This is a genomic window from Streptomyces sp. MGP-BFMKR1 (assembly GCF_057766585.1).
The window spans coordinates 5,253,656-5,276,647 of record NZ_CM173408.1; the positions used below are offsets into that span (position 1 = coordinate 5,253,656).

The following is a 22,992-nucleotide window of genomic DNA, read 5'->3' on the forward strand; positions in this document are numbered from 1 at the left end:
CGTATGAACGAAATCACGTCGATGGGTGGGTTCTTCTCGCTGCCCACGCTGTTCGCGCTGTTGTCCGGCGTGGTCGTCGGCGGCGGCGTCGCGCTGCTGATCGTCGCCATCCGAGGGCTGCCGCCCAAGCCGGAACACGAGAAGGCCAAGGCCGGCCAGCGCGCCGCCGAACTGGCCCGGTTCGCCAGCCGACGCGGCTCGCTGGCGATCGGCGTCGGCCTGGCCGTGCTGTTGCTGACCCGCTGGATCGTGGCGGGCCTGGCGGCCGGCGTGCTGGTCTTCGTCTGGGACCGGCTGTTCGGCGGCGCGGCCGAGGAGCGCTCCGCGATGCGCCGGGTCGAGGCGCTGGCCGCGTGGACCGAGTCGCTGCGCGACACCATCGCCGGCGCGGTCGGCCTGGAGCAGGCGATCCCGTCCTCCGCGCGGGCCGCCGCGCCGGCGCTGCGCCCGCACCTGGACGCGCTGGTGGACCGGTTGCGGGCGCGTACGCCGCTGCCGGACGCGCTGCAACAACTCGCCGACGAGATCGACGACGCGTCGGCCGACATCATCATCGCCGCCCTCATCCTCAACTCCCGACTGCGCGGCCCCGGCCTGCGCGAGGTGCTGGGCGCGCTGGCCAAGTCGGCGCGCGAGGAGGTCGACATGCGGCAGCGGGTCATGGCACAGCGCGCCAGCACCCGGCGCAGCGTGCAGATCGTGGTCGGCGTCTCGATCGCGTTCGTGCTCGGCCTGTCGATCTTCAACCGGGACTTCGTCGAGCCGTACGGGACACCGGTCGGGCAGCTCGTACTGGCCTGTGTGTGCGCCCTGTTCGCGATGGGCTTCTGGTGGCTGCGCAAACTGTCCAGCATCGACACGCCGGACCGGTTCCTGACCCGCGACGCGACGCCGGAGCGGTTCGCACCGGCGCGCGCCGGCGCCCACGCGGCGCGGCAGCCCGGCGCGGGCACCGTGCAGGCCCCCGTCTACGGCGATGAGGTGACCCCCCGATGAACAGCGGAATCACGATGCCGGTCCTGGTCGGTGCCGTCTTCGGGCTCGGCATCTACACCCTGGTCCGCGCCCTGATGCCCGGCCGGCGCGGGGCGGTGGCGCGGGTCGCGCAGATCGACGCGCTGCGGGCACGCGGCTCGGCGCACGCCGGCCGGTACGAGGCCGACCGAGGCCAGGCCGGTGGCGCGGTCCAGGAGAGCCGGCTGGAGGCCGCCCGCGTCCGGATCGGCCAGCGGGTCGCCGACCTCTACCTGCAACAGGGCTGGGAGCAGCGGTCGCTGCGGGCCGACCTGGCGGTCCTGGAGCGGAGCTGGGAGTCGTTCCTGGCGACCAAGGTGCTGCTGGGCGCGGCAGGGCTGGTCTTCGGCCCGTTCGTCTTCGTCATCGTCTGGACGCTCGGCTTCGGCAGCAGCCCGATCATCCCGGTGTGGATGGCGCTGCTGTTCGGCGCGGTCTTCTTCATGCTGCCGGACCTGGAGGTACGCCGGGACGCCGCGGACAAGCGGCGCGACCTGCGCCGGGTGATCGGCGCGTACCTGGACCTGGTCGCGATGAACCTCGCCGGCGGGCGCGGCCTGCCCGAGTCGCTGATGGCCGCGGCCGACGTCAGCGACGGCTGGGCGCTGCGGCGGATCAAGAACGCGCTCGCGGACGCCCGGATCACCGGGACCAGTCAGTGGCAGGCGCTCGGGAACCTCGGCGAGGAACTTGGCGTCGATGAACTCAAGGACCTCTCGTCGTCCCTCGCGCTCGTCGCGGACGACGGAGCGAAGGTACGTGAATCACTCGGGTCGCGCGCGGAAACGATGCGGCACCGAGAGCTCGCGGAGATCGAAGGGAGCGCTGGAGAAAAGTCGCAGTCGATGCTGGTGGCGCAACTGCTGCTGTGTGCGGGGTTCCTGGTCTTCCTCATCTTTCCGGCCGCGATGCGCGTCTTCGAGGTCTGACCATGCCGACACCGCCGACACAGCCCTTCTCCAACGGTCACCGTTCCCTCGCTACTCCCCCCACCACCTGAGAGGACACTCCATCACCATGAACACAGGCCCTCGCATCAGCCACCCGGCGCTCGACTTCCTGCTCGCCTTCGTGCGCGGCCGAGTGGAACGCGCCCGCTCCGGCGAACTCGACCGCGGCGCCTCCGCCGTGGAGTGGGTCATCATCTCGGCCGTCGTGGTCGCGATCGTCGGCGTGGTCGCCGCGATCATCAACGCCGCCCTCAGCGACGGCGCGGACAAGGTCGGCGACTGCATCAAGGGCGCGGACGCCAGCAAGACCTGCTGAGGCCAGCACGATCTGCCGACGCCAGCACAACCTGCTGGGGCCAGCACGACCTGCCGACGCCAGTAGACCCACTGACGCCACCACCCGCTGACGCACCAGCACCCGGGCCACGGGCCCGAGCGTCCGGAGCCAGCCGGGGGCCGGGCGGCCCACCGCGCCGGCCCGCTGGGTGGCCGCCGGTTGGCTGGCCGGGAGGCCGGCGGGCGACCGGCCGGGGGTGTGCCGAGGCGGAGCCCGTACGGGGCGACGAGCGCCGCGGCGCCGGCCCCACCGGGCCGCCCCGCGGGGCGACGGCGCCAGGGGACCGAGTAGACAACGGGGATGACGGCATGAGACGAACCGGGGGCGGTGCGCCGCGCCGCGCGGTGCGGCGCAGGGTGGACGCCATGCGCGGCGACGGCCGCGACCGGGCGGGCGCGGCGCCGGGCCGGGCGCGCGGCAGCGGCGGCCGGACGAGCGACAGCGGGATGACCGCCATCGAGTTCGTGCTGCTCACGCCGGTCCTGTTCTTCCTGATCTTCGCGACCGTGCAGTTCGCGCTGTACTTCTTCGCCGACCACGTCGCCCAGGCGGCGGCGCAGGCCGGCGCGCGCAAGGCGCGCGCCGAGGCGGACGAGAACCCCGGCGGCTGGGGCGGCAAGGCGCGCTCCACGGCCGACAGCTACATCCAGCAACTGGGCCCGAACCTGCTCATCAGGCCGGAGGTGACGCTGCTCACGCCGCGCGCCGACACGGTGGGGGTGCAGGTCGAGGCCGACGTGCCCACCGTGTTCCCCGGCATGCGGTTCACCGTGCACGCGCGGTCGCAGGGGCCCGTCGAGCGGTTCGTCGTGGACAGGGGCTGAGCGCGGTGTGGCGTGCTGAGCGACGCACGACGGCCCGGGCCCGCGCCCGGCGTACGCCCGACCCGAGCGGGCGCGCGCCCGGCGGCGCCACCGGCGTGCCCGGCGGCGAGGCCCGCGCCGGCGACGCCGGGCTCTCGACCATCGAGGTGGTCATCCTCGCGCCGGTGATGATCCTGTTCATCCTGGTACTGGTCGGCTTCGGGCAACTCGTGGAGGGCCGGGGCGCGGTGGACGGTGCCGCGCGCGACGCCGCGCGCGCCGGCTCCATCCAGCACGACTACGACGTCGCCATGCGCGAGGCCCGCAAGGCCGCCGCGGCGGACCTCAAGGACGTGTGCGTGGGCTCGGTGAACGTCCGGATGACCGGCTCCCGCTTCGAACCCGGCGGCTTCTTCAAGGTCGAGGTGAGCTGCGAGGTGCGCGGCCTGCGCATGATCGGCCTCGACATCGGCAGCACCGTCAAGGCCACCGGCAGCTCGCCCATCGACCCCTACCGGAGGGCCTCATGAGCGCCCCGCCCACCCGGCCGACCGCGCGCGCGAGGCGACAGCCGGCGCGCGCCCGGCTCGCGGCGCGCTGGGCGCGGGCCGTCGAGCGCCGGTACGCCGGGCGCCTGGCCGACCGAGGCGCGGGCGCGGCGGCCGTCATCCTCTTCGCGTTCCTCTTCCTGGCGCTGGCCGCGTTCGTCGTGGACGGCGGCATGTCCATCTCGCAGCGCGAGCGGGCCGCCGACATCGCCGAGCAGGCCGCCCGGTACGCCGCGCAGGACATCGACGAGGCGGCGCTGCGCGCCAGCGGCGGCACGAGCGCGCCCATCAACTACGAGAACTGCGGCGCCCGCGTGCGCCAGTTCGCCCGCGAGGCCGGGCTCTCGGGCCCGGACGTCGCCGCGTCGCGCTGCGTGTCGGCCAACGCCGAACAGGTCGAGGTCGAGATCCAACTCACCTACGAACCCGTGCTGACCGGCCTGTTCTACAACGGCTCCTTCACGGTGCGGGGCTCGTCCAAGGCGGAGTCCCATGTCGGCTGACCCCCGCGCGACCCGACCCGTACGCGCGCCCCGGCCTGTGCGCCCGGCGCGGGCCACGCACCCGGCGGAGCCCGCACGCGCGACCCGACCCGTACGCCCGGCGCGGCCTGTGCGCCCGGCGCGGCCCGCGCACCCGGCGGAGCCCGTACGCGTGACCCGACTCGTACGCCCGGCGCGGCCCGCGCACCCGGGTGAGCCCGTACGCGCGGCGCGCGCCGTACGACCGGGCCACCGGGCCCCAGCCGGGCCGGCGGAGGCGCCCGTACCGCCTGTATCGCCCGAACCGCCCGTACCGCCCGAGCACCCCGGGGGCCTCGCGGCCGGCCGGGCGGCGAGGCCCCCGGGGGGCGTCCGCCGCCGGGGCGCCCCGGTACTGAGCCCCCGTCCGTACGCGTCGCCCCGCGTCGCTCGCCGCACACGCCACGCCGACCCGTTTGACGACCCCACCCGAGGCTGAGGAATACCGCCCATGGCGCGCACCGCCCGCCCCACCCCAGGCCCGTCCGGCTCGCAGCCGCGACGGCAGCCGCAGCCGCTGCCCGTGCGTACCCGTACGGCGGGCGACTTCGTCAAGGCGTTCTTCGCGTTCATCGCGCTGTCCGCGCTGCTCATCGGCGTACCCGGCGCGCTCGCCTACTTCGTCGGCTGGCCGCTGCCCCACGAGGCGCCGACGCTGGAGACGGTGCGGCAGCCGATCACCGCGAGCGTCTTCGTCGACGTGCTGACCGTCGTGGTGTGGCTGGCCTGGGCGCAGTTCGCCGCGTGCGTGATCGTCGAGGGCAAGGCGGAGATCTCCGGCATCGGCATGCCGTCGCGGGTGCCGGGCGCCGGGCCGACCCAGTTGCTGGCGCGGCAACTGGTGGCCGCGCTGCTGCTGGTCGGCGCGTCCGCCGCGAGCCTGACCCCCGGGCTGTCCCAGATCGGCACCGCGTACGAGGACAACGCGCGCGGCACCGTCGCCTCCGCCCAGCAGACCCCGGGCGGCGAGCGGGTCGGCGAGGGCCAGCGCCACCTGGAGCCGCACCAGCAGCGGATGGTGGACCCCACGCGGCCCGGCACGGGCAGCGCGCACGTGGGCGAGGAGCGGCGGCAGACGAAGTTCTACCGCATCCAGCCACCCGAGGGCCGACACCACGACTCGCTGTGGGAGATCGCCGAACGGCACCTGGACGACGGCCGCCGCTACAAGGAGATCTACCAGCTCAACAAGGACCGGGTGCAACCCGACGGCTCCAGGCTCTCCCAGGCCAGCCTGATCCGCCCCGGCTGGATCATGGAGATGCCCGCCGACGCGCACGGCGGCGAACTGGTCGAGATGCCCGAGGACTCGCCGGAGATCACCAAGGGCCTGCGGGAGCAGATCCGCGAGTACGACAGGTCCAGCCGCACCCCGCACCGCGACGACGACCCCGGCCGCGCCGACCAGGCGCGGGACGTCTCCGTCGACCAGCCGGCCCGGCCCAGCGTCCCCGACCCGGCCCCGGCCCCGGCCACCCCGGACGACAGGCAATCCGCCGACTCCGCCACGTCCGCCGACGAGTCGGCGTTCGGCCTCTCCGAGGCGCTGATCGGCGCGCCGCTGCTGGCCGCCGGGCTGCTGGCCGCGCTGGGCCGGCGGCGCAGGGCCGCGCTGTGGCAGTCGGCCATGTCGGCGCTCGGCCTCGGCATCGACCTCACGCCGACCGGCCCGGCCGCCCGCGCCGAGGAGGCGCTGCTGGTCGGCGCCGACCCCGCGGCCGTACGCGACCTGGACCGGGCGCTGCGCGGCCTGTCGACGGCGCTGGCCGCCGACGGGCGCGAGCTGCCCGTCGTCTACGCCGCGTGGCTGACCGGCACCGAACTGCACCTCCAACTCTCCGCGGCCTCCGGAGAGCCGCCGCGGCCGTGGCAGCTCGGCCAGGACGAGACGTTCTGGCGGCTGCGCCGCTCGGCCATCACCGAGCACGCGGACGACGGGACCGCAGCCCCCTACCCGGGCCTGGTCAGCCTCGGCACGCTGGACGAGGCGCGCCTGCTGCTCAACCTGGAGGCCGTGCCCGGCATCGTCTCGCTGACCGGCGCGGAGGCGGACCGCACGGCGGTCTTCGCCTCGATCGCCGCCGAACTCGCCACCAGCGGCTGGTCCGACCGGCTGACGCTGACCCTGGTCGGCTTCGGCGCCGAACTCGGGGCGCTGGCCCCCACCCGCATCCGGCACCTGGACGGGGTCGCCGCGCTGGTGGAGACCATGACGGCCGAGACCGAGCAGCGGCGCGCCGCGCTCAGCGTCGCCGGCCACGACTCGGTGCTCACCGGCCGCACCGGCCAGGCCCAACACACCCAGCGCGCCCCGCACCTGGTCCTGCTCGCGGCCGAGCCGGACGGCGAGCAGGCGACACGGCTGGCCGAACTCGCCGCCGACTCCGGCCGGCTGGGCATCGGCTACCTCATCGGCACCACCCAGCAGCAGTTCCCCGGCGCGACCTGGGAACTGGACGTCACCCCCGACGGCACGCTGCGCGCCCCGCTGCTCGGCCTCGAACTCACCGCCCAGCGACTGCCGGCGGAGCAGCACCGGGCCGTGGTCGAACTCTTCGCCGCCGCCGACCCGGACGGCGTCACCACGCCCGGCCGCGCCGACGGGCAGCGGGCCCCGTTCCTGGTCGACATCAGCGAGGCGGGCCGCCCGGCGGTGTACGCGAGGCTGCTCGGCGACTACGAGATCATGGGCCTGGAGACCCCGGACGACGAACGCGGCGCGCTGCTGCACGAGGCGCTGGCCCTGCTGTTGCTGCACCGCGAGGGCGTCCACCCGCGCGTCCTGGCCTCCGCGCTGTGGCCGCGGGGCGCCACCGAGGACGTACGCGACGCGCTGATCGAGCGGCTACGGGAGTGGCTCGGCGACGACCGCGGCCCCGAGCCGGGGCCCGGCGGCGGCGCGGCCGGCGCGAGCGCGCCCCGACTGCGGAGCGACGCCACCGGCCGACTCATCCTCGCCTCGTCGGTCGTCTCCGACCTCGACGTCCTCCGCACCCTGCACCACGAGGCCACCCAGGGCCGGGGCGCGAACGACCCCCGGACCCGCGAACGCCTCCTCACCGACGCCCTCGCCCTGGCCCGCGGCCCCCTCCTGGCGGGCCGCCCGCAGGGCCGCTACGGCTGGCTGGCCCACGAGATCATCGAGGCCCAACTGCCGCTCCTGGTCGCGGACGTGGCCCTCGCGCTGGCCGCCCACCACGGCGCGGCGGAGCGGCCACACCAGGCCATGGCCGCGCTGGAGGCGGCGCTGGCCTCGGCCCCCGCGGACGAGCGCCTGTGGAACGAGCTACTCCGCGCCGCCCACGCCACCGGCGACACGGCCCAGCTCACCACGACCGCCACCGCCCTGCTGGACCGCAACGCCGCCCTCAGCGGCGGCGCCCGCGGCCTCCCACCCCGCACGGAGGCCCTGTTGGACGAGCTGCTGCCGACGTGGCGGGGGGATGTGCGGCGGGCTACGGCGAACTAGACACGTGCCCGCCCGGCGCGCCCACACCGGTCGGTGGGCGGCGGGACACGCGGAATATGGTGAGCGCATGTCGTCGGCGGCCGGTTTGATGGCATGTCACAGCGGTGCGACAACAACATCACGTGGCCGGCGAGTTGGGCGAAAGTGGCTTTCCGCGAGGGCGCCACTGGGCCGGCCGCACGTTTCAGGGGGAGAAACATGGGTTTTCGAGGCATGAAGGACGATATGGCGCGGAGCCTCGCCTCCGCGCTCGACCTCGGTGGCGGCGCACTCGCCATTCAGGGCGGTCTGGTCCGCGGAATTCTCACCAAATGGGGAGCACAGGCGGGAGCCGTCGCGAAATTCCCCGTTCAGGCCAGTTGGGGCCGGGGCCAGGCGACGGATGTGCGCCACCGCCTCGGGCTACTCAACGGCGACCCGGAGTACCAGTTGGCGATGGCCGCTCACCTGGGCCTCATCAAGACGTGGGAATGGGCCGAGAAGAACAAGGAGAAGTTCGACAAAGAGGTCATCGAAGGCGCCCGGAAGCTCGGCAAAGAGGGCGAGAAGCTGGCCGACCAGTACGCGGCGGACACCGGGGCCGCCGCGAAGGGCCTCGCCATCGTCAAGGGCGTGGCGGCCTACCGTCGCCTGAAGACCGTGTGGGACGCGAAGGACCGCGTCAAGAACACCAAGGCACTGCTGGAGATCAGCGAGGCGTTCGGCAAGGAACACGGAAAGGCACTGGCGGCGTTCGACAAGGCCCGGAAGGGCTACACGGCCGCGTGGAAGCCGCTGGAGGTCCTGTCGAAGCTGAAGGGCCTGAGCTGGCTCAACAAGGCACCGGGCGCCGGCATCCTGGACAAGGCGCTGGTGCCGCTCTCCTTCGCCACGGGCGTCAAAGAGGTGTTTCTCCCCAGCCACAAGGGCGCGTACGGCACCGCCGACCGGGTGATGGGCGGCGTGCAGGCGGTCAGCGCCGGTGCCGTCATGGCCGGCTGGACCAGTGCCGCGATCGCCGGATCGGCGATCCCCGTCGTCGGCTGGGTGGGGCTCGGCGTGGCGGGCGCCTACTTCCTGGGCAGTTGGGCCTGGGACAAGTGGGGCGGGGACATCAAGTCGTACGCCAAGAAGAAAGTCACCCAGACGGTCAAGGGCGCGGTCAATTTCGCCGAACGGGTGGCCCCTGGCCCGGTGAAGAAACTGAAGAAACTCAAATTCTGGTAGCGGGCCCAACGCGCCCCGCCACGTCGGGCGCCATTGGGAGCAGCACGCCGGCAGTGACGGAGCAAGGGGTAGCGCATGTTGAAGTTCGAGGACGAGCAGCACCTGTCCGGGCTCATCGGCGGCGGGCTGGCAGCCGGGGACTGGTGCAAGGTCGGCTCGCTGCCCAAGCCGCCGCCAGACGTCCACGCGGCGGCCGGAAACGGACCCCTGCGGCCGGCCTTCGTGCGTCCCCTCGGCATCGCGGGATACGTACTGGCCGCCCCGTTCTGGCTCGTCGTCGCAGCCTGGGGCGCCATAGAGGCGTTGTTCGAGCTGGTCTTCGGGGTCTTCACCATCAAGAAGAACCGAAGGCTGAACAGGGAGGCCGAGCAACGGAAGGCCGAGATCGCGGCGCACGGGCTGAACGACGTTTTCGACGGCGACTGGAACGCCGCGGCGGGCCAGTTGCTGCTGCGCTGGTACAGCCAGTCGTCGCACCCGAAACGCCTGGTGCTGATCGCCCCGGGGCGCATCGTACTGGCGGGCCCGCCCAAGCGGGTGACGCTCGGAGCACTCGACGAGTCGGACGTCCTGTACGAGATTCCGGGCGACCAGGCCGTCATCGAGGACCCGTTGAACGGCCGGCTGGACACCGACAAGTTCCGCATCCGTTTCTCCGACGGCTCGTGGATCGTGCTGACGGTCACGGACAAACCGAGTGACATCCACGCTCTACTCGAAGCCATGGCGAAGGAGGGCGGGGAGAACCCCGACGGCTTGCCGGTCGTCGTGGGGCCCCGCCCGGCCCCGTAAGAAAGCCCGCGAAAAGGCACGTGAAAAGGCCCGTAACAAGGCCCGTGAAAAGGGCCGCAGGAAAGGAAGAACGAGTTCTCATGGCTCTCTCACAGGAGGAGGAAGAGCGCGATGCCGTCGACCTCCTCGCGCAAGCACGGACGACACTGGCCGAGGGCATCGCCGAGGCGGGTGGCGGCAATCGGGCCATCCTGCGCCTGACGGACGAGGAGTTGGCCGTCATCGACACGGAGCCGATGGACGAGCGGCTGGTGCCATCGCCACACCTGGCGAAGATGCCCGAGGACCAGCGGGACACGGCGGTGGCCACCGCCCTGCGCTCACTCGTCTCGCGCGAACTCATCGAGGTCGCGAACATCGAGGAGATCGACGAGCTCATCCGCCAGCAGGAGGCCGCCGAGGCGCGCGGCGAGACGGTGAACGAACGGGCGCCCATCGACATCAGGTTGGCCGAGGAAGCCGCCCTGGTGCTCAGTCTCCGCGGCAGTGCGGAACGGGTGCTCGCGGCGGACCTGACGGCGAGCGACGACACCTCGCACGCCTTCGTCTACATCCACGCGGCCGACCTGTTCCTGGTGGAGCGCGTGACCAGCGGCGGCATGCACCTGTTCACGCTCACCAACGCGCCCGAACCGGCCGCCGAACTGGTGCAGGCGCTCGTGGACCCGTTCGGCGTCGCGGAAACCGAAGGCCCGGAGCAGCGGCTATCCCCCGACGCGTTGGACCGGGACAGCGTGCCCCGGTCGGTGCGCCGAGTCATCGACACCGCGTTGGTGGTCGGGCAGCTCATGGTCCTCTCGGACACCGAGGGCGCCCTGGTGACGACCTACGCCACCGGCAAGGAAGTCATGACGGTGACGGTGGACGAGCCGCACTCGCCGAAGGGAATCGTGGCCCAGACCCTGAGCACCAAGGCGCTGCGCCGGAAGATCGTCAAACTGCTGAAATTGCCCAAGGCGTAAGACACGTGCTTGCACACGGGGGTGGGAGCCATGAGTAAGGTCTCTGACTGCGAGAAGGACATTCGCGATCTCAAGCGATACGCGGATGAACTGGAGCGCGCGCTCGACGCCGTGCAGAGGTATTCCGGCGACACCGTATGGCGCGGCCCTGCCGGTGACCGTTTCCGGGCGGACTGGGGAAAGCGGTCCAAGGAAATCCGAGCCGCCCTGCAGTACGCCAAGGAGGAGATGGAGCGCGTCAAGAAGAAGCTGGAGAAGGAGGAGGCGGAGAAGAAGAAGGACGACGACTGACCCGCCTGACCGGATTCCGTACGGTCACGCTCGCGGAGGGCGCGGCACTCCCGGACGGGAACGGAAGCCCGGCGGAGGGCACCAGGCGCGGGGGCGGGAATCGGGGGGAACATGCTGGACGAGGAACACCGCACGCGGGCGAGGGATCTCCTGCGGTACGGGCGTTTCACACAGGAGTTGGAACCGAGCCAGGTCGTGGGCGAGTGGTGCGAACTGGGTTCCCTTCCGAAGCCGCCGCCTGACGTCCACGCGGCGGCGGGCAACGGCCGACTGCGGCCAGGCCACGTGCCCTTGGGCTTCGCGCTGCTGATGGTCCTGGCCGCTCCCCTGTGGGCCGCGGTCCTCGTCTACGCGCTGGTGGAAGGCGCGCTGACGCTGCTGGTCGCGGCCTTCCGCCCGTGGAAGAACCTGAAACGCGCGCGCGGGTCGTGGCAGAAGTCGAGAGCGGAACGGAAGGCCGTGGCCGAACACGGCCTGGACCGCGTCTTCGACGGCGACTGGGGCGGGGCGGCGGGGCAGTTCCTGCTGGGGTACTACACGCTCTCCACGCACTCCAAGCGGCTGGTGGTCCTGGTGCCGGGGGCGATTGCCTTTCTCGGCCCGACGGAGCGGGTGGGGTTCGGCAAGGCCAAGGAGATGCAGGTGCTCCAGGTGCTGACGGCAGACCAGGCGGTGGTCGAAGCCCCGCCGGCCGGGCTTCGGGCGGCGGGCATGGTGCGCGTCCGCTTCGCGGACGACACCTGGGTCGTCCTGCGGTCCGACACGCCGAGCGAGATCCACGCCCTGTTGGAGCGTGAACTGCCGAGAGGCAACCCGGAGGGCTACGCGCTACGGCGATAGGTCAGGACAGCGCCGGCACACCACGCTGCCCCCCAACCGGTGCCGCCCCGCCCAACCGGTACCGCCCCCACCACGCGGACGGCACCGGGCCCCCACCGAGCCGGACGGCACCGGACCTCCTGCCGACCGGGACGGCACCGGCCCGCCGCTCACCCCTTGCTCACCGCCGCCAGGATCTCCGGCAACCGGTCGGCCGTCCGGGGAGCGGCCAGGCGGAGGCCGATGTGGGTGATGGCGTAGGCGTAGGCCGCGCCGACGGGGAGGATGAGCCACAGGAGGCCGTGGTGGTCGGCGACGTGGAGCCAGATGGTCAGGCCCAGGACCGGGGCGCAGAGCAGGGCGCCGACCAGCATGCCGCCGAGGATGGAGATCCAGGCCAGGCCGGCCTGGCCGGGGACGACGTTCTTGTAGCCGCTGTCCTGGGGGATGGAGTACGGGTAGCGGGCCGAGGCGAGGGCGCCCGTGGCCAGCAGCGCGCCGAGCAGGGCCAGCGAGAGGCCGAGGGTCTCCGGGAAGGCCGCCCAGTCGCCGAGCAGGGCCGCCGCGCCGATGACCACCAGCGTGACGTACGGCAGTGCCACCAGGACCAGGGCCAGGGCTCGGCCGCGGAGTTCGAGGTAGGCGTCGCGCGGGGTGCCGATGGTCTGGGCGACCATCCAGAAGGCCGACGAGTCCTGCCCGAACTGGTTGTACATCTGCATGCCGAGCAGCCCGGCCGCCCAGCACGCCGAGTACACGCTGCCGTCCCCCTGCGCCACCATGACCACCGGCAGCAGCAGCCCGATGCCCAGGGCGGTGGCCCAGCCGGCCTTGGTCTTCGGGTCGCGCCAGGCGTAGCGCAGCGTCCGCAGCATGACGGTGCCGGTGCGGCCGGCGGGCAGCCAGCGGGCCGGGCCGCGCGCGTCCGTGGGGCGCGTGCGTTCCCGGGCGACCTGGATCGTGGAGGAGTCGGGCGAGGTCATGAGCGTGCTCAGGGAGCGCTGCCAGAACCACAGGATGCCGGCCAGGGCCGCGACGGTGAGCCCGAGTTGCGCGGCGGCCGTCCCGTACGACCCGTCGCCGACCGACCACACCGCGTCCACCGCGGCGGCCGGCGGCACCCAGCGCAGCACGTCCGCCGCCGGCTCCAGGGTGCCGAGGCCGCCCGCGTCGGAGAGCTTCTGCGTGCCGAGGTTGACGGCCTGCGCGCCCACCGCGATGAACAGACCGCTCAGCAGCGCCAGGTCGCGGCCCTTGCGGCTGGTCAGCAGCCGGATGTTGGCGGTCGCGACCATGCGCGCCAGCGCCACGCACACCAGCATCGTCAGCGCCACCGCGAGCACGGCGACAGCCGCCGCGGCGGCGCCGTGCGCCACGGCCACCACCGAGCCGACCGCCAGCGCCAGGGTGAACAGCGGGCCGATGCCGATCAGCGAGGACGTCAGGAGCGCCACGATCAGCGTGCGGGGCCGCAGCGGCAGCATCACCAACCGGGTGGCGTCCAGCGTCTCGTCGCCGCCGGGGAAGAACAGCGGCATCACGGCCCAGCCGAGAGCGAGCACCCCGGTGAGCGTGACGACGAGGGTCGCGGCGTGCTCGTGGCCGCGCAGCGCGATGAGGCCGAGGAGTTGGAGCACGGCGAACAGGCCGACGAGGACGACCGAGGCGATGTACGCGGCGCGTCGGCCGCTGGACTGCCGTAGCCCGTTGCGTAGCAGCGACAGCTTGAGCGCGGCGAAGACCTGGACGAGCACGGCGACCGAGGCCGGCGCGGGGGCCGCGAAACCGGACCCGGCGAGCGGGCCCTGCGTTCCTTCACCGCCCGCCGGAGGGAAGGAGGGTCGCGGGGCGGCGGCGGGCTGTGGCGCGGCGGGCCGCGCCACGGAAGGGCGTGGGAGGGCAGGCTGTCCCGGCTGCTGCGGCGATGGGTGGCTCATCGGGCGCCGCCCAGCCAGTCGAGGTCGTGGCCCTGCTGGCGGTTCGCGCCCACCAGCTCCAGGAACGCGTCCTGCAACGTGGGCGCGGCGCCCCGTACCTCGGCCAGCGGGCCGTGGGCGCGGATGGTCGCGCCGGCCATCACCGCGACCCAGTCGCACAGCGACTCCACGAGCTCCATCACGTGGCTGGAGAAGACGACGGTGGCGCCCGAGGCCGTGTAGCGCTCCAGGACGCCCCGGATGGTCTGCGCGGAGACCGGGTCCACGCCCTCGAACGGCTCGTCCAGGAAGAGCACCTCGGGGTTGTGCAGCAGCGCCGCCGCGAGCCCGATTTTCTTGCGCATGCCGGTCGAGTAGTCGACCACCAGCTTGTGCTGCGCCCCGGCCAGGTCGAGCACGCCCAGGAGCTGGGTGGCCCGGCTGTCGACCTCGTCGCCGTCCAGGCCGCGCAGCCGACCGGTGTAGGCGAGGAGTTCGCGCCCCGACAGCCGCTCGAACAGCCGCAACCCCTCGGGGAGCACCCCGATCCGGGCCTTGACGGCGACCGGGTCGCGCCACACGTCGTGCCCGGCGATCTCCACCTGGCCGAGGTCGGGCCGCAGCAGGCCGGTGATCATCGACAGCGTGGTGGTCTTGCCGGCGCCGTTCGGGCCGACGAGGCCGACGAACTGCCCGGCGGGGAGTTCGAGGTCGATGCCGGCGACGGCCACCTGCTCCCCGAACCGCTTCCAGAGCCCGGACACGCGCACCGCGGGTGGCCGCTCGGCGCCCGCGCCCCCCGGGGCCGGCCGTTGCCGGCCGTCGGCCTCGGCGCCTGTCGGCGCTCCGGTCGCCGCCGTGCCGCCGGTCACCGCCGTGGTGTCGGTAAGCGACTGCTTCGCCGCCCCCGAGCTGGTGTGCGCTGCCTCCGATGCCACTGATCTCGCCCTCCGCCGTCGCCCGGAGGTCCGTGTCGCCCCCGCGCAGCGTCCACCCTAAGGCCGCGCGCCCGGGGGCGGGGGCCGCACCCGGGCGCGCTGACGGAATGCCCCGACCCGCAGGTCAGGCGCGGTGTCGGCTAGCGGCGCCGGGCCACGCTGGCCTCGCGTCCGCACGCGTACGCCAGGGCGCTCGCCAACTCCTCGACGTCCGGCAGCCAGCGGTTGGCCGACGTGGGCTGCCGCGCCCACAGCACCGGGCCCCGCGAGCCGACCCGCGAGGGCGGCGCCACCACGTAGTCCCCCTCGCCGCGCGGGACCAGGTCGAGCGCGGCGGGCGGCCATCCGATCCTCCGGACCAGGTCGAGGACCTTGAGCGCGCCGCCGGGCAGCACCCAGAACAGCATCCGACGCCCCGGCGTGCAGGCGATGGGGCCGAGCGGCACGCCCATCCGCTCCATGCGGGCCAGCGCCAGGCAACCGGCCGACTCGGACACGTCGAGCACGTCGAAGGTGCGCCCGGTGGGCAGCAGGATCGACGCCCGCGGGGTCTTCTCCCACATCCGACGCGCGGCGGCGGGGCTGCCGCTGGCCGCGCCCGCCCAGTCCGCCCGCGCCGGGTGCGCCCCGGGCGCCGGGCAGTCGGCCCGCTGGCACGAGCACCGTTCGCCGCCCTCGACCACCTGGAGCCAGGTGCCGGGGTGGACATCCCAATGCCGCTCTTCCGCGTACCGCACCGCCGCGTCGAGCAGCGACTCGCCGCGCTGCTGGGGGATCTGCGCACTTGCTGTGACGTCCAAGGTCTTCTCCACGCTCACTCAACTACCGCTGTCACCAAGGGTTACGGCTGGGCCGAAGCCGGGGAGGGGAGCATCACTACGGCACGCGGGGCGCATGGATGCACGGGTGGGGGCGCGTACGAGGACTCGGCCCGTGTGCGGGTAGCCACCTTCCGTGACGGGACACGGTTCGGACCCCGAAGGCCGCACGGCCGACGGACCCGAAGCAGCCGGTGGCCGTCGTGCGTGCGCCACGCGGGCACGTGCTGCGTCTCCCGCTCCGCGGGCGGGCAGCGATCGCGAAAGACCGGCGTTCACGAGGTGAACGCACCGCAGTAACAGGGGGTACACCATGGCCGCTAGGCCACTCGTGGCGCGGCAACCGAACGAACGGTTGCAGGCGCTCATCCAGGAAGCGGCCTGCTCCAACGCGGGCCTGGCGCGCCGCGTCAACATGTGCGGCGCCGAGCACGGCCTCGACCTGCGCTACGACAAGACGTCCGTGGCCCGTTGGCTGCGGGGCCAGCAGCCGCGCGGGCGCGCGCCCGCCGTCATCGCCGAGGCGCTGGGGCGCAAGCTGGGGCGCACGGTCACCATCGACGAGATCGGCATGGCGGGCGGCAAGAACCTCGCCTCCGGCGTGGGCCTCCAGTTCTCGCCCACCGTGGTCGGCGCGATCGAGCAGGTCTGCGAGTTGTGGCGGAGCGACGTGGGCCGGCGCGACTTCCTGAGCGGCTCGACGGTGGCCGCGTCGGCGCTGGTCGAACCCAGCCGGGACTGGCTGATCACCAGCGCCGACCCACAGGTGGCGCGCACGGCGGGGGCCCGGGTCGGCAAGGCCGACGTGGCGGCCGTCCGGGCCACCACGGACGCGCTCGTCGCCCTCGACCACCAGTACGGCAGCGGCCACGTGCGCCCGGTCGTCGTCCACTATCTGAACAGCGTGGTCTCCGGGTTGCTGGCCGGCTCGTACCGGGAGTCGGTGGGCCGCGACCTGTTCGCCGCCGTCGCCCGGCTCACCGAACTCGCCGGCTACATGGCCGTGGACACCGGCCAACCCGGGCTCGCGCAGCGCTACTACATCCAGGCGCTGCGGCTTGCCCAGGCCGCGGGCGACCGGGCCTACGGCGGGTACGTGCTGGCCGCGAGCATGAGCCACCTCGCCGCGGCGCTGGGCAACCCGCGCGAGATCGCCCAGTTGGCGCGGGCCGCGCAGGAGGGGGCGCGGGGGCAGGTCACGCCGCGGGCCCGGGCGATGTTCCACGCGGCGGAGGCCCGCGGGCACGCGCTGCTCGGCGACGCCAGAGCCTGCCAGACCTCCGCCCACCAGGCCATCACCGCCCTGGAACAGGCCGATGCCGCCCCCGACTCCGGCGACGACCCGCCCTGGATCCAGTACTTCGACCATGCCTACCTCGCCGACGAACTCGCCCACTGCCACCGCGACCTGGGCCAGGGCGAGGCGGCCGGGCAGCGCGCCAGGGAGGCGGTCGAGGGGCACCCCGACGCGCGCGCCAGGCGGCGCGCGATCGGCCTGCTGCTGATGGCCGCGGCGCACGTGCAACAGCGCGAGGTCGAGGAGGCGTGCCAGACCGGGACCCGCGCCCTGGAACTCCTCGGCCAACTGCGGTCACACCGCGGCGCGGAGTACCTGGACGACCTCCAACAGCGGCTCGAACCCTTCCGGGACGAGCCCGTGGTCCGTGAGTTCAGCGCCCGGCTCGAGGTGGCGGCGGCGTAACGGACCCGGCGACCGGCCGCCGCCCCGCGCCCCGGCGCGCGCCCGGGAGCGACCGGACAAGGGGAGCAGGGGGAGCAGGGGGAGCGGCCCCCGGCGGGCGGCGCGACACGGCCAGGAACAGCGGAAGCGGCGGTGACAGCGGGACCAGCAGCCGCGCGAGCGGTGGACGGGGGTGATGAGCCGGGGCGGAGGGGCCCGGACCCGTGCGGGGAGGGCGCGGCGCCGCACCGGGGGGAGGCGGGGGATGGCGCCGCCGGCACGGGGCCGGCGGGGGCCCGGCACCGCGCGCGTGCGGGCCCCCGCCGACGTCCGTCGGCGCGCACGGAGACGCCCGCGACCTCGGTGACCGTCCCGTCGCGGAGGTCGCCCGGGAGCCGCGGTCGGCCCTGGCGGCGTGGGCGTTGTGCGGGAGCTTGTGACGGGCTGCGTGGGCTGTCGCGGCCCGCCCCATCCGTACCGGTCCGCGCCCCCAGAGGCCCCCTACGGGGCGGGCCCGGGAGCGCTGCCCGCGGTCCGCGGGGTGCGGGGACCCGGTAGCGTGACGGGCGGTTCCGTACTTCCGCATAACGCATAGGAGTCCCGGTGACGCAGAGCGGACAGGGAAATGAGCCGCAGCCTCCTGCGGTCCCGCCCGCGCACGAGGGCGTGGTCCTGCCCTCCGCTGGCCTCCGCCACGGTGGGGGGCAGGGCGCTCCGTACGACTGGCCCTCGCCCGAGCAGGCGGCCCCGGCCGAAGGCCAGCCGTGGGGTGACCCCTGGGGCCCCGACGCGCCGCGCCCGCCGCAGGGCCCGCCGCCCGGCGCCCCCGCCGGGCAGGCCGGGACGCTGATGCCACGGGAGCCGGGGCCGGGCCAGCCGCTGCCGCCCGCCGCACCCGTGGGGTACGGGCAGGCCCCCGGCCACGACTCCGACGCGACCCAGCTCATCCCGCCGGTCGGCGGCTCCATACCGGGCGGGCCCCCGCCCGGCGCGCTGCCCGGGCCGATGCCGGGCGCCCCGCTGCCCGGTGGCGCGCAGCCGCTGCCCCCCGAGGGAGCGCCCGGCCCCGCGCCGGCACCGGGTTACGGCGGCCCCGGGGCCCCGCTGCCGGCCGAGGGCGGGCCCTTCCCGGCCCTCCCGCCGCACCAGGCCCACCAGCCGGGCCAGCAGCGGGGCTACGGCTACCCGCAGCCGCAGCAGGGCTACGGCTACCCGCAGCCCGGCCAGGCCCCCGGCTACCCGGCCCAGCAACAGGGCTACGGCTATCCCCAGCAGGGCTACGGCTATCCGCAGCCGTCCGGCCAGCCCTCCGGCCACGCCCAGCAGGCCGACCAGGGACAGGCCCCGCAGCAGCCCGGCCACCCGGGCCCGTACCCCGGGCAGCCCCAGCAATCCGGCCAGGCCCCCGGCTACCCGGCCCAGTCGGGGCAGTTCAGCCCGTACGGCGGCCAGCCGGGCCAGCCGGGCGGGAACGGCCAGAGCGGCCAGAGCGGTCAACCCGCGCCGTACCAGCAGCCCGAGGCGCAGCCGCAGACGCAGATCCTGCGCGCGCAGCCGGCGCCGCCCGAGGCCGGGCAGGGTGGCCACACCCAGATCCTGCGCCCGCAGCCGCCGGCCCCCGCGGCCGACCAGGGCGGCCACACCCAGATCCTGCGCCCACAGCCGCCGGCCCCGGGGCAGCAGCCTCGGTCGGGCCACCGGCAGCCGCAGCCCGAGCCGCGCAAGCCCCCCGAGTCGCCGGCCGAGTCCACCACGATGCTGCGCCGGCCGAACTACGACGGCGGCCCGCCGCGGCCCGGCGCGGGCGAGGAGACCCAGGTGCTGCCGGGGCCGATCCCGGCCACGGGCCAGCCGCCGCACCCGGGCGGCGCGCCGTACGGGGTGCGCCCCGGGGCGCCCGGCGACCGGCAGCCGCCCGCGGAGTTCGACGGTCTCTTCCGGGCGGACGGGGCGGCCGACGGCCCGGACTCCACCCAGCAGATGCCGCTGTACCAGCAGGACCCGGGCCCGCAGCCCCCGCGGCAGGGCCCGCCGCACGGTGCGTACGGCCACGGTCACGGCCCGGGCCACGACGGTCCGGCCGGCTACGACGGGCCCGGTGCCGTCGGCTACTCCGGTGACGGCGGGGGCCGGCGACGCTCGCGTCGCGGCGTGGTGATCGGCGCCGTGGTCGCGGCCTGCGCCGTGGCCGGGCTCGCGGCGGGTGCCGCGATGAGCATGGGCGACGACGACAAGAAGGACAAGGGCGACAAGTCCACCGACCCCGGCAAGGAGGTCGTGGCCAGCGAGTCGGCCGCGCCGTCGGCGTCCCCGTCCCCGACGCCGACCAAGACCACGGATCCCGCCGAGCCGCAGGCCAAGGCGCTCGACGCGCTGCTCAAGGACAGCGGCAACAGCCGCGCCAGCGTGATCGCCTCGGTCAACAACATCAAGACCTGCAAGGCGCTCCCGAAGGCCGCCGCCGATCTGCGGTCGGCGGCGCAGCAGCGCAACGCCCTGGTGACCCGGCTCGGCGAACTCAAGCTGGACAAGATCCCGCAGAACGCCGAACTCACCCGGGCGTTGACCAAGGCGTGGCGGTCGTCCGCGTCGGCGGACAACCACTACGCGGCCTGGGCCGACCAGGCCGCCAAGAAGAAGGGCTGCGTCAAGGGCAAGGCCCGCGTCACCGGCCACACGGCCTCCGGCAACCGGGCCAGCGGCGAGGCGAGCGCGGCCAAGAAGCAGGCGGCCGACCTGTGGAACCCGGTCGCGCGCAAGTTCAAGCTGACGGAGCGCCAGGCCGCGCAGCTCTGACCCCGGCTCCGACCCCGGTGACGGGACCCGGCCGGTGCGCGAGCCGTCGGCGCGTGCTCCGGCGCGGGCCGCGCGACGTGCCCCGTCCGCCACGGTGGCGGGCGGGGCACGGTGTTCGGGTGCGGCGGCCGGGCGCGGGCGCCCGTGGGCGCGGTGGCTACGCCGCCTTGCGGTTGACCAGCGTCTGGCCCACGTCGACGAAGCCCTGCCGGACGGCCACCAACTTGCCGTCCTTGACCACCTGGTAGGTCACGTTGGCGTTGACGATGCGCGGGTAGTCGCGGATCGGCAGCAGGTCCTGGAAGCGCCAGCGGAGCTTGGGGGTCAGGCCGCCGGTGTCCGTGGCGTGGCCACGGTCGAGCGTGGTGCGCACCGCGTGCGCGCTGATCTTGCCCGGGTCGAGCGAGGTGAGCACGGACCTGAGCACGGTGTACGCGATCCACGTGGTCTGCACGCCGGGGTCGGCGATGTCGATGCGGTTGTCGTCGAAGGCGTAGTCGTGAACGATCTTGTGCATCGGCTTCCAGCGCGGATCGTCGGCGACCGGGTACCAGCCGGTGGCGTACGTCCCCTCCAGGGCGCTGTCGCGTCCGCCGGTGCTGTCCACCAGCGACTGCCGCACGCTGCCCAGGATCGAGGCGATGCGCACCCGCGAGTCGTCCTCCTGCACGCGGCGGAAGGAGTCGAAGAAGGTGTTGGTGCGCTTCCCGAGGGCCGCGGTCACGCACCCCGGGCCGCTGCCCGTCGTGTCCGCGACCGTGCCGTCGCTCACGCCGGTGCCGGAGTCGGTGCCGGTGCCGGTCCCGGTGCTCGCGTCAGGGGTCGAGTCCCCGCCGCTGCCGGCACCGGTCAGGGCCTGCTGGGCCTGGCGCGTGTAGTCGCTCGCGTCCTCCGGGGCGCGGATGTCGGCGGCCGGGCTGCGGTGGCCCTCGGCGAGGCCGGCGTCGAGGAGTTCGGGCAGTTCGTCGCCGGCGATGGTGTCGGGGCGTACCAGCGACACCGCGCCGCACACGCTCGCCAACTGGCGGCCGTTGCCCGCGAGGAGGGCGGCCTGGCCGCCGTTGACCGGGTACGAGAAGGGGCTGGTGAACTCCTCCTCGGAGAGGCCGTAGCCGCCGATGTAGGGGATGCCGGCCGCCTCCAGGGGCGACATGAAGGAGCGGCCGTGCTGGCTGTAGGAGCCGACGACGGCCACGGCCTTCTCGTCGGCGGCGCGCCGCGCGCACTGGGCGGCAGCGATGGCGTCGTTGCGTTCGTTGCAGGTGAGGACGCGCAGCTCGCGGCCGTGGATGCCGCCCTTGTCGTTGACCCAGCGGGCGTACGCCTGCGCCATGGCCGGCATGCCCGGCATGTTGGTGGCGTTGGTGTCGTCGGGGGCCCAGGTCATGATGGTGATGGGTTCGTCGCGGGAGCCGTTCGAGGACCCGGAGAGGATGCCGCAGCCGCTGATCAGCAGCGTGCCGGCCGCCGCACAAGCCGCCACTCGCGCGGTAGGGGTAGGACGGAGGAAGGGACGTCGCCGACCGTTCATAGGAAGAGACCCTTGCGTCCCGCCCGGAACGCCTGAGAGTTGTCTGCGTAACGAAAGGTGTATTGGAGGTGAATTACGGGGGTGTGAGGAGGGCTCGATGTGCGGAACGTATGATCGATTACTGTGCAAGGTTCGGAGAAGACTTCCCGTCGCGGTCGCCGCTCGACCACCATGGGCGCTATGCCGCTCACTGACATGCCGTGGTGGCGTTGGCGCAGCAACGTGCGCTCGGCGCTGCACATGCTTTCCGACCCCGCGTTCCAGCGGGACTGCTGGCTCGCGGGCCAGGACGGTTACGGGGACGTGACCGACGCCGTGTACCGACTCGTCGAGGACACCTGGCTGGACAACTGGTCGGCCGAGAAGTACGTCGGGACGATCTTCCGGGACGCTCAGGAGGCCGCGCTCGTGGACGCGGCCGTCCTCCGGGTGCTGCGGATCATGCACGAGGTCGGGGCGGACGCGCCGGTCTCCACGTATATGGGCCACCCCGGCTGGCCCGAGGCGGTGCACGCGGCGCGCGAGGCCCACGTCCACCTGGCCGCGGCCGACGGCGAGGACCCGGACGTGCCGCCCCACTCGCTCCAGGCGCTGGCGCGGCTCACGCAGACGGCCTGAGCCCCGCCGGCGGTGTGCGACGCTATTGGGTTATGAACGCCTCGCAGCCCGCGCCGCCGCCCGCTCCTGAGAACGTCCCCGAGCCCGCCCCCGAGCAGTTCGTCCTCACGCTGTCGTGCCCCGACAAACAGGGCATCGTGCACGCCGTCTCCAGCTTCCTCTTCATGACCGGTTGCAACATCGAGGACAGCCAGCAGTTCGGCGACCGCGACACGGGCCTGTTCTTCATGCGGGTGCACTTCACCGGCGGGCGTCGCGGCGAGGGCGCCGTCGGGGCCGCGCCGGCGCAGCCGCCGGTCACGGTGGAGAAGCTGCGGGCGAGCTTCGCCGCCGTGGGGGACTCGTTCGCGATGGACTGGCAGATCCACCGGGCCGACGAGAAGATGCGCGTCGTGCTGATGGTGAGCCGCTTCGGGCACTGCCTGAACGACCTGCTCTTCCGCTCCAGCATCGGCGCCCTGCCGATCGAGATCGCGGCCGTCGTCTCCAACCACCCCACCTTCGCCGAACTCGCCGCCTCGTACGGGGTCCCCTTCCACCACATCCCGGTCACCGCCGACACCAAGGCCGAGGCGGAGGCGCGTCTCCTCGAACTCGTCCGGGACGAGGACGTCGAACTCGTGGTGCTCGCCCGGTACATGCAGGTGCTCTCGGACGACCTGTGCAAGCGGCTCTCCGGGCGGATCATCAACATCCACCACTCCTTCCTGCCGAGCTTCAAGGGCGCCAAGCCCTACCACCAGGCGCACGCGCGCGGCGTGAAGCTGATCGGCGCGACGGCGCACTACGTCACGGCCGACCTCGACGAGGGCCCGATCATCGAGCAGGAGGTCGAGCGGGTCGGCCACGAGGTCACCCCGGACCAGTTGGTGGCGGTGGGCCGGGACGTGGAGTGCCAGGCGCTGGCCCGCGCGGTGAAGTGGCACAGCGAGCACCGCGTCCTGCTCAACGGGCGGCGCACGGTCGTCTTCGCGTAGCCGGC

At 73.9% G+C, this 22,992-nt stretch carries 20 protein-coding genes; 16 read left to right on the forward strand and 4 right to left on the reverse strand.

Annotation, left to right across the window (positions count from 1 at the left end):
• Nucleotides 1–3: 3 nt before the first annotated feature.
• The 12 genes from AC3CHW_RS20805 (at nucleotide 4) to AC3CHW_RS20860 (ending at nucleotide 11,733) form a co-directional block, all read left to right on the forward strand.
• Nucleotides 4–996 carry a type II secretion system F family protein gene (locus AC3CHW_RS20805; protein WP_398607469.1) on the forward strand — a complete coding sequence of 331 codons (993 nt, stop codon included), beginning with the start codon at nucleotides 4–6 and terminating at the stop codon, nucleotides 994–996.
• Nucleotides 993–1,943: a type II secretion system F family protein gene (locus AC3CHW_RS20810; protein WP_488467468.1), complete on the forward strand. Its 951-nt coding sequence runs from the start codon at nucleotides 993–995 to the stop codon at nucleotides 1,941–1,943. The genes AC3CHW_RS20805 and AC3CHW_RS20810 overlap by 4 nt, the downstream gene beginning before the upstream one ends.
• Nucleotides 1,944–2,031: 88 nt before the next feature.
• On the forward strand, nucleotides 2,032–2,280 hold the full coding sequence (locus AC3CHW_RS20815; protein ID WP_176162165.1) for a hypothetical protein: 249 nt from the start codon (nucleotides 2,032–2,034) through the stop codon (nucleotides 2,278–2,280).
• Between the two features lie 329 nt (nucleotides 2,281–2,609).
• Nucleotides 2,610–3,125, forward strand: a complete 516-nt coding sequence (locus AC3CHW_RS20820) for a TadE family protein (protein ID WP_488467469.1) — start codon at nucleotides 2,610–2,612, stop codon at nucleotides 3,123–3,125.
• Between the two features lie 95 nt (nucleotides 3,126–3,220).
• Nucleotides 3,221–3,634, forward strand: coding sequence for a TadE/TadG family type IV pilus assembly protein (locus AC3CHW_RS20825; RefSeq protein ID WP_308117903.1), 414 nt, complete (start codon nucleotides 3,221–3,223; stop codon nucleotides 3,632–3,634).
• Nucleotides 3,631–4,155, forward strand: coding sequence for a pilus assembly protein TadG-related protein (locus tag AC3CHW_RS20830; RefSeq protein ID WP_459247200.1), 525 nt, complete (start codon nucleotides 3,631–3,633; stop codon nucleotides 4,153–4,155). The genes AC3CHW_RS20825 and AC3CHW_RS20830 overlap by 4 nt, the downstream gene beginning before the upstream one ends.
• A 469-nt stretch (nucleotides 4,156–4,624) precedes the next feature.
• The gene (locus AC3CHW_RS20835) at nucleotides 4,625–7,642 is read left to right on the forward strand and encodes a LysM peptidoglycan-binding domain-containing protein (RefSeq protein ID WP_488467470.1); all 3,018 of its coding nucleotides are present in this window, start codon (nucleotides 4,625–4,627) and stop codon (nucleotides 7,640–7,642) included.
• A gap of 213 nt (nucleotides 7,643–7,855) precedes the next feature.
• The gene (locus AC3CHW_RS20840) at nucleotides 7,856–8,848 is read left to right on the forward strand and encodes a hypothetical protein (RefSeq protein WP_398607464.1); all 993 of its coding nucleotides are present in this window, start codon (nucleotides 7,856–7,858) and stop codon (nucleotides 8,846–8,848) included.
• A gap of 75 nt (nucleotides 8,849–8,923) precedes the next feature.
• Nucleotides 8,924–9,640, forward strand: coding sequence for a hypothetical protein (locus AC3CHW_RS20845; protein ID WP_488467471.1), 717 nt, complete (start codon nucleotides 8,924–8,926; stop codon nucleotides 9,638–9,640).
• Nucleotides 9,641–9,720: 80 nt separating this feature from the next.
• Nucleotides 9,721–10,602, forward strand: a complete 882-nt coding sequence (locus tag AC3CHW_RS20850; RefSeq protein WP_488467472.1) for a hypothetical protein — start codon at nucleotides 9,721–9,723, stop codon at nucleotides 10,600–10,602.
• Between the two features lie 30 nt (nucleotides 10,603–10,632).
• Nucleotides 10,633–10,893 (forward strand): hypothetical protein, encoded by a 261-nt coding sequence (locus AC3CHW_RS20855; RefSeq protein WP_398607461.1) that lies wholly within the window; start codon nucleotides 10,633–10,635, stop codon nucleotides 10,891–10,893.
• 111 nt (nucleotides 10,894–11,004) lie between these two features.
• Complete coding sequence (locus tag AC3CHW_RS20860) at nucleotides 11,005–11,733, forward strand: hypothetical protein (protein ID WP_488467473.1); 729 nt, start codon at nucleotides 11,005–11,007, stop codon at nucleotides 11,731–11,733.
• 149 nt (nucleotides 11,734–11,882) lie between these two features.
• Here the strand turns inward: AC3CHW_RS20860 and AC3CHW_RS20865 are convergent, their stop codons facing one another.
• The 3 genes from AC3CHW_RS20865 to AC3CHW_RS20875 form a co-directional block, all read right to left on the reverse strand.
• Entirely contained in the window at nucleotides 11,883–13,466 is a 1,584-nt protein-coding gene (locus AC3CHW_RS20865; RefSeq protein WP_488467474.1) for a transporter, read from the reverse strand.
• A gap of 179 nt (nucleotides 13,467–13,645) precedes the next feature.
• Nucleotides 13,646–14,500: an ABC transporter ATP-binding protein gene (locus AC3CHW_RS20870; RefSeq protein ID WP_372456051.1), complete on the reverse strand. Its 855-nt coding sequence runs from the start codon at nucleotides 14,498–14,500 to the stop codon at nucleotides 13,646–13,648.
• A 206-nt stretch (nucleotides 14,501–14,706) separates the two neighbouring features.
• A complete protein-coding gene (locus tag AC3CHW_RS20875) occupies nucleotides 14,707–15,384 on the reverse strand; it encodes a bifunctional DNA primase/polymerase (RefSeq protein ID WP_372454589.1) in 678 nt (225 codons plus the stop codon).
• A gap of 313 nt (nucleotides 15,385–15,697) precedes the next feature.
• Here AC3CHW_RS20875 and AC3CHW_RS20880 point away from each other — a divergent pair, with 313 nt between their 5' ends.
• Nucleotides 15,698–17,086 carry an NsdA family TPR-like regulatory protein gene (locus AC3CHW_RS20880; RefSeq protein ID WP_398607456.1) on the forward strand — a complete coding sequence of 463 codons (1,389 nt, stop codon included), beginning with the start codon at nucleotides 15,698–15,700 and terminating at the stop codon, nucleotides 17,084–17,086.
• A 582-nt stretch (nucleotides 17,087–17,668) separates the two neighbouring features.
• Complete coding sequence (locus AC3CHW_RS20885) at nucleotides 17,669–19,861, forward strand: hypothetical protein (protein ID WP_488467475.1); 2,193 nt, start codon at nucleotides 17,669–17,671, stop codon at nucleotides 19,859–19,861.
• Between the two features lie 157 nt (nucleotides 19,862–20,018).
• Here AC3CHW_RS20885 and AC3CHW_RS20890 read toward each other — a convergent pair whose 3' ends face one another.
• Nucleotides 20,019–21,392, reverse strand: coding sequence for an ABC transporter substrate-binding protein (locus tag AC3CHW_RS20890; protein WP_488467476.1), 1,374 nt, complete (start codon nucleotides 21,390–21,392; stop codon nucleotides 20,019–20,021).
• A gap of 117 nt (nucleotides 21,393–21,509) precedes the next feature.
• Here AC3CHW_RS20890 and AC3CHW_RS20895 point away from each other — a divergent pair, with 117 nt between their 5' ends.
• Together AC3CHW_RS20895 and purU are read left to right on the forward strand one after the other, a co-directional pair.
• A complete protein-coding gene (locus AC3CHW_RS20895; protein WP_176166143.1) occupies nucleotides 21,510–22,010 on the forward strand; it encodes an SCO4402 family protein in 501 nt (166 codons plus the stop codon).
• A gap of 32 nt (nucleotides 22,011–22,042) precedes the next feature.
• The gene (purU, locus tag AC3CHW_RS20900; RefSeq protein ID WP_398607453.1) at nucleotides 22,043–22,987 is read left to right on the forward strand and encodes a formyltetrahydrofolate deformylase; all 945 of its coding nucleotides are present in this window, start codon (nucleotides 22,043–22,045) and stop codon (nucleotides 22,985–22,987) included.
• Nucleotides 22,988–22,992 lie beyond the last annotated feature (5 nt).

Excerpts from the sequence above, each read along its gene's own strand:
- purU (WP_398607453.1), top strand. The coding sequence starts at position 22,043 with ATGAACGCCTCGCAGCCCGCGCCGCCGCCCGCTCCTGAGAACGTCCCC.
- AC3CHW_RS20810 (WP_488467468.1), top strand. The coding sequence starts at position 993 with ATGAACAGCGGAATCACGATGCCGGTCCTGGTCGGTGCCGTCTTCGGG.
- AC3CHW_RS20815 (WP_176162165.1), top strand. The coding sequence starts at position 2,032 with ATGAACACAGGCCCTCGCATCAGCCACCCGGCGCTCGACTTCCTGCTC.
- AC3CHW_RS20880 (WP_398607456.1), top strand. The coding sequence starts at position 15,698 with ATGGCCGCTAGGCCACTCGTGGCGCGGCAACCGAACGAACGGTTGCAG.
- AC3CHW_RS20850 (WP_488467472.1), top strand. The coding sequence starts at position 9,721 with ATGGCTCTCTCACAGGAGGAGGAAGAGCGCGATGCCGTCGACCTCCTC.
- AC3CHW_RS20845 (WP_488467471.1), top strand. The coding sequence starts at position 8,924 with ATGTTGAAGTTCGAGGACGAGCAGCACCTGTCCGGGCTCATCGGCGGC.
- AC3CHW_RS20890 (WP_488467476.1), bottom strand. The coding sequence starts at position 21,392 with ATGAACGGTCGGCGACGTCCCTTCCTCCGTCCTACCCCTACCGCGCGA.
- AC3CHW_RS20820 (WP_488467469.1), top strand. The coding sequence starts at position 2,610 with ATGAGACGAACCGGGGGCGGTGCGCCGCGCCGCGCGGTGCGGCGCAGG.
- AC3CHW_RS20835 (WP_488467470.1), top strand. The coding sequence starts at position 4,625 with ATGGCGCGCACCGCCCGCCCCACCCCAGGCCCGTCCGGCTCGCAGCCG.
- AC3CHW_RS20840 (WP_398607464.1), top strand. The coding sequence starts at position 7,856 with ATGAAGGACGATATGGCGCGGAGCCTCGCCTCCGCGCTCGACCTCGGT.
- AC3CHW_RS20860 (WP_488467473.1), top strand. The coding sequence starts at position 11,005 with ATGCTGGACGAGGAACACCGCACGCGGGCGAGGGATCTCCTGCGGTAC.
- AC3CHW_RS20855 (WP_398607461.1), top strand. The coding sequence starts at position 10,633 with ATGAGTAAGGTCTCTGACTGCGAGAAGGACATTCGCGATCTCAAGCGA.
- AC3CHW_RS20805 (WP_398607469.1), top strand. The coding sequence starts at position 4 with ATGAACGAAATCACGTCGATGGGTGGGTTCTTCTCGCTGCCCACGCTG.
- AC3CHW_RS20830 (WP_459247200.1), top strand. The coding sequence starts at position 3,631 with ATGAGCGCCCCGCCCACCCGGCCGACCGCGCGCGCGAGGCGACAGCCG.